We start from the raw sequence: 4,651 nt of genomic DNA, 5'->3' as shown, positions 1-4,651 counted from the left end.
ATCAGGAGAATAGGCTGCCCGTCCATCGGTACTTGTAGCGCCCCCATCACGGTGCCGTCTGAGATGAACTGCGCCGATTTCTTTCGAACAATCTTACGTCCAGTCAACCGATACCCCATGCGATCGGACTGAGGGGAGACGGTATAGGCGCTTTCCATCAACGTGGCGAGTGACATTTTCAAGAAGAAGTCTTGTTGCGGACCAGGAATGATGCGAAGGGTTACGGACCGTTCGTAGCGAGGGAGTAATCGGTCGGGAAGTCGCTTGCCGATCAAGCGAGGTGCCGATTTGTTTGGCGGTCCGATAGGCAGGATGTCTTCCGGTTTCAATGGCCGTCCTTGGAATCCGCCGGTGTTGCTTGCACAGTTGGTGGAGCGGCTGCCCAGTGCCGGCGGGACATCAATCCCGCCGGTGACGGCGAGGTAGGCACGAGATCCGGCACGCCGAGTTCCGAAGCTCAACCGGCTTCCATGTGGAATGGCGATACATTCCCACATGGGCGCGTTGCGATCATTGATGGTCGGGGCGAGGTCGGCGCCGGTGATGGCAATGATTGCATCTTGTTCAAATTGGAGTTCAGGTCCTTTCATGGTGAGTTCCAGCACGGCTTCATGATCGGAGTTACCCGCCAATCGATTCGCGACAATGGCGGAGAAGCGGTCCATCGCTCCGGCGACGGGAACTCCATATTGCTGGTAGCCGTAGCGTCCCAAGTCTTGCACCGTGGTCAGCCATCCGCCCTTGACCACGATGATGCGGGCCGGTTGTCGATCCATCACGCGGCCTGTGCCCTCGCGATACGTATCCCGGCCGACTCGATCTCGTTCCGAACGAGCCGGACGAACGCAACGGAGTGCGGCGTGTCCGTGTGAACGCACACACTATCGGCATGCAGGAGCACTCTCTGCCCATCGGCGCTTGTAACGTAACCCTTGAGGATTTCACGCAGTTGCCGGCGAACTTGCGGTTCAGTCTCTAGGAGAGCACCGGGTCGGGAGCGTGGCACTAATGTCCCGTCTGACCGGTATGCTCGATCGGCAAAGGCTTCCCGAACGACGGTCAAACCGGCGGATCTCCCATGGTCCACGAGGATGGACCTCGCGGGGGCGAAGAGGAGGAGGGATCGGTCCAGCGATGAGACAGCTCGGGCTACCGCATCGGCCACGGTGTGATCTCGGGCCGCCAAATTATAGAACGCGCCATGAAGTTTCACGTGGGCCAACGTCAGATGTTCCGACGCCAGCACAGCGATCAGCGTTCGCACTTGCATGGTCACTAACGATTCGACTTCTGATGGGGAGGCATGGCGGTCGTGACGCCCGAAATCGCCTGTATTGGGAAATCCCGGATGTGCGCCGATTGCGGTTCCATGATGCGCGGCGAGTGTTGCGGTCCGCCGCATGAGACCGGGATTGCCTGCGTGCCCGCCGCACGCGATATTGACCGATGTGATCAGCGGCATGAGGTGGGCTTCCCGAGCCAGCAACTCCTGGCTCTCGTATTCACCCATGTCGCTGTTTAGATCAATGGTTCTCATCCGGTGCCTCACGGCTTAGACGATCGAACTCATTTCTGTCGATCGGTCTGAATTGAACGAGGTCGCCCGGCTTCAGCAGAAAAGGAGTCGGACCGGTCCTGCGAGAGAGAATTGTGGGGGTTCGGCCGATCAGCCGCCAGCCGCCCGGAGTTGCGGAAGGGTAAATGCCTGTCTGGCGGTCGGCAATTCCCACCGATCCCGCCGGGACCTTCATGCGAGGTGTGGAGAGCCGAGGCATGGCAAGAGCTTTGTGGAGAAGTCCCAGATAGGGAAAACCGGGACTGAATCCGAGCATATAGACGCGATAGCGGATCGATGCGTGCAAGGCAACAGCTTGCGCGGGCAAGAGATTGGCGAAGGTTGCGACATCCTCCAAGTCGGGTCCCCATTCGTCACCGTACAAAACAGGAATCTCATGCAGGACCGCTTGTGATTCGGGTTCAGCCACCGTATGCCGGGACAGCCCTTCCAGTCTGTCGATCAAGACGGCGAAATCCCACTGGAATGGATCGAAGTGGATGGTGATCGATCGGTAGGTCGGCACGATATCGAGAATGCCGCTCCAACCCTTGTAAGCGACGTGTCTTGCATATGCGACCACGCGCGCGTTGATCTCCGGATCGATCTCGTTCTCGAATTCGATCGCGATTGCCGAGTCGCAGAGCGGCACGATGCGGAGCGTCGCTTTCAAATTGTGATTCGGGCTTCTGGTTCGATTGGAAGCAGGCATGCGTCAACCGCAACTGTTGCATGGTCTGAGTATATTTCAAAACCTCCAGGATCGTCCTTCGATTAGCTCAGCGCCAACGTATCTTAGCTGTGGTCAGAATCGATCGGGCTGCCGAGATGCCGGAGAGAGCCGCTCCTTCCATGAAGCCCTGCCATTCGTAGAACGAGTTCGTGTGCTCACCGGCGAAGAACAGATTGTCCACCGGCCTCCCTTCCAGGCCGGCAATCGTCGTAAATTGGCCGGGGCGATAACAGGTATAGCTGCCTTTCGTAAGGGGATTCGACGGCCAATGTTCCAGATGGGCGAGATACTGACCCTGTACGACCGTAGCGGCGTCGAGTATGCCCGGATAGATGACATTCAGGTCGCTCAAAATCCGTTTGGCATCCGTTTGAACCGCGTGTGGATTCAGGGCGGCACCCTGTGCGCCGCTGGAGTAGTTGATCAGTACGCCTCTCGTCTCCGTGCCTCGTGAAGGATTGGTTTCCCACGCCGTCTGCACGCTCCCGAGATCGGCATAAATCGTCCCATTGCATCCTGCAGCCCGCCATGGTCTGCCGGAAAAGCCGATCATCAGCTTGGCATTGGTGCCGTAGCCGAGTGTCCGAATAGCCGCCAGTTGATTCAAGGGAATTGCAAGACTCGCGTCGAGCTCGACCTCACGCAGGGCCGTGAAGGGGACGGCGAGCACCGTGACGTCGTGTGTTTTGACGGTTGTCCGGCCACCGGTTTGGAGCGTCAGCTCGATGCGCCCGTCGCTGAGACGGCGAACTCGCGCCAGCCTGCTCTCATAGGAGAGCTGGCCGGCGAGTTTTCGCGTCAATCCTTCGACGATACGATCATTGCCGTCCGCCAGATGGTAGCGTTCGTCGCTGAAGACGCTGAAGGGAGTGAGTGTCGAACGGGGGTCGGAGTGAATGAATAGGAGGAAATTCAGACAGCTCTGTTCGGCCGCGGCCAGACCATATTCAGCCTCATAGGCCGCGATGATGGCGGCCTTGGCCAAGGGACCGGCAGGGACGCCGGCTCCGTTGTGTCCTTCCAAATAGGCCAGCAGACTCGTCCGATCCAGCGCGGCATCGTCCGGGGCATGAGAGAGGGCCGAGACTTTTGGAGACAGTCGATTCAGGTCGCTCCGCGCGATCGACAAGAAATCGCGGAACTCGGCCATGATCGAGCATGCGGAATACCGCTGCCCGAGGAAATGATAGACAATCTCCCCGGGTTGATCATGGTCGTCTTCGAGAGCAAGGCCGAATCGTTCGGCATACCCCAATAGAGTCTTATGGGAAGTATCGATCAGTTCGCCGCCTCGTTCCGCTACTTGTCCGGAGAAAAACCCACGCAACGACCAGCAGCGGCCGCCGGCTCGCGTAGCCGCCTCATAGATGGAGGCTCGAATGCCTCGTGCCGTGAGCGTATCGGCGCAAGCCAATCCGGCGAGTCCGGCGCCGACAATGCCGACCGAGAGTGAGGAGGGTACCGGTTTGGCGGCAGCGGCTCGATGCGGAAAACCGGGGATCGCACTAAAAGCGAGCGCCGCTCCAGTGGCTCCGGCTCTGAGCAGAAAGTCCCGTCGGGACAGCGCACCGCGAGTCCGGTGTGAGGTCGACGCTTGAAGGATGTCGAGTGCATGAGTAGCCGAACAATTCCGACCGGCCGCGAGCAATGCGGCGGTCATCATTCGGGCAAACGAACGGAACGCGGCGGTTCGACCCATCAGCATGCTTCACAATTCGGGAACGGCCAGGGAGCGGTATCGTACAGGATAGAAAGGCAGGCGAAAAGAGGCATGAGCGTCCTCTCGTTTGCATGCCGACCTTGTGGATGGTGAAATGGAGTGTGGAGGCGACATATGAGATTGATTCCGGTCCATTCCTCCGGAGTTCGCGCGGTCGGGTATGACGAGGAGCGAAAAGTCCTCTACGTGCAGTTTGTCGATGGAGACATCTACGAATACCATGACGTGCCTGTCAGTGACGTTGTGGAGTTGTTTCAAGCGCATTCCATCGGTTGGTTTGTAAACAAGCGAATTAAGCCCTATTACGGCTATCGAAAACTCAAAGCTGCATCGTGATGATCTCTGGTAGGTTGCGATGTAGGCCTGCCCTGCTTTTGGCGTGAGACAAAGTCATGGCCCTTAAGACTGCGAGGCATGCATGACAAGCCTCAGCGAATGTCGGGACTTTCTGATTTGCTTGTCACGGGACTGGCGATGTGTGCGCATCGTGCGTCCTTCTTGCGATGGCGTCATCACGCTGATACGCGATGGAGCGGATTCCGCATGCCACGTGACTCCCGACCGGAGAGATGACTGCGTGGTTCGGCTATGAGACCACCTGACAGACCGGCCCATACGGTTTCAAACTCGCATCATGGGTCAG

Annotated in this window: 5 protein-coding genes; 1 reads left to right on the top strand and 4 read right to left on the bottom strand. The window is 58.4% G+C overall.

From position 1 onward, the window contains the following. From ACOSYY_RS05360 to ACOSYY_RS05345, 4 genes are all read right to left on the bottom strand, one after another. Positions 1-776, bottom strand: a 776-nt coding sequence (locus tag ACOSYY_RS05360) for a 5-oxoprolinase subunit C family protein (RefSeq protein ID WP_421661236.1), incomplete at its 3' end; no start/stop codon positions are given. Next, entirely contained in the window at positions 776-1,537 is a 762-nt protein-coding gene (locus ACOSYY_RS05355) for a LamB/YcsF family protein (protein WP_421661235.1), read from the bottom strand. The genes ACOSYY_RS05360 and ACOSYY_RS05355, both read right to left, overlap by 1 nt. Continuing rightward, complete coding sequence (pxpB, locus tag ACOSYY_RS05350) at positions 1,524-2,267, bottom strand: 5-oxoprolinase subunit PxpB (protein ID WP_421661234.1); 744 nt, start codon at positions 2,265-2,267, stop codon at positions 1,524-1,526. The genes ACOSYY_RS05355 and pxpB overlap by 14 nt, the downstream gene beginning before the upstream one ends. Positions 2,268-2,334: 67 nt before the next feature. Continuing rightward, a complete protein-coding gene (locus ACOSYY_RS05345; protein WP_421661233.1) occupies positions 2,335-3,987 on the bottom strand; it encodes a flavin monoamine oxidase family protein in 1,653 nt (550 codons plus the stop codon). 135 nt (positions 3,988-4,122) lie between these two features. Between ACOSYY_RS05345 and ACOSYY_RS05340 the strand changes: the two genes are divergently transcribed. Next, entirely contained in the window at positions 4,123-4,344 is a 222-nt protein-coding gene (locus ACOSYY_RS05340; protein ID WP_421661232.1) for a KTSC domain-containing protein, read from the top strand. Positions 4,345-4,651: the final 307 nt, after the last annotated feature.

Source organism: Nitrospira sp. BLG_2, from assembly GCF_049222245.1.
Note: the sequence above shows the minus strand (reverse complement) of the source record. Positions and strands in the feature narration are given on the sequence as shown.

Bases quoted from the DNA above. Each gene is read 5' to 3' on its own strand.
- ACOSYY_RS05355 (WP_421661235.1), bottom strand. From the start codon at position 1,537: ATGAGAACCATTGATCTAAACAGCGACATGGGTGAATACGAGAGCCAG.
- pxpB (WP_421661234.1), bottom strand. From the start codon at position 2,267: ATGCCTGCTTCCAATCGAACCAGAAGCCCGAATCACAATTTGAAAGCG.
- ACOSYY_RS05345 (WP_421661233.1), bottom strand. From the start codon at position 3,987: ATGGGTCGAACCGCCGCGTTCCGTTCGTTTGCCCGAATGATGACCGCC.
- ACOSYY_RS05340 (WP_421661232.1), top strand. From the start codon at position 4,123: ATGAGATTGATTCCGGTCCATTCCTCCGGAGTTCGCGCGGTCGGGTAT.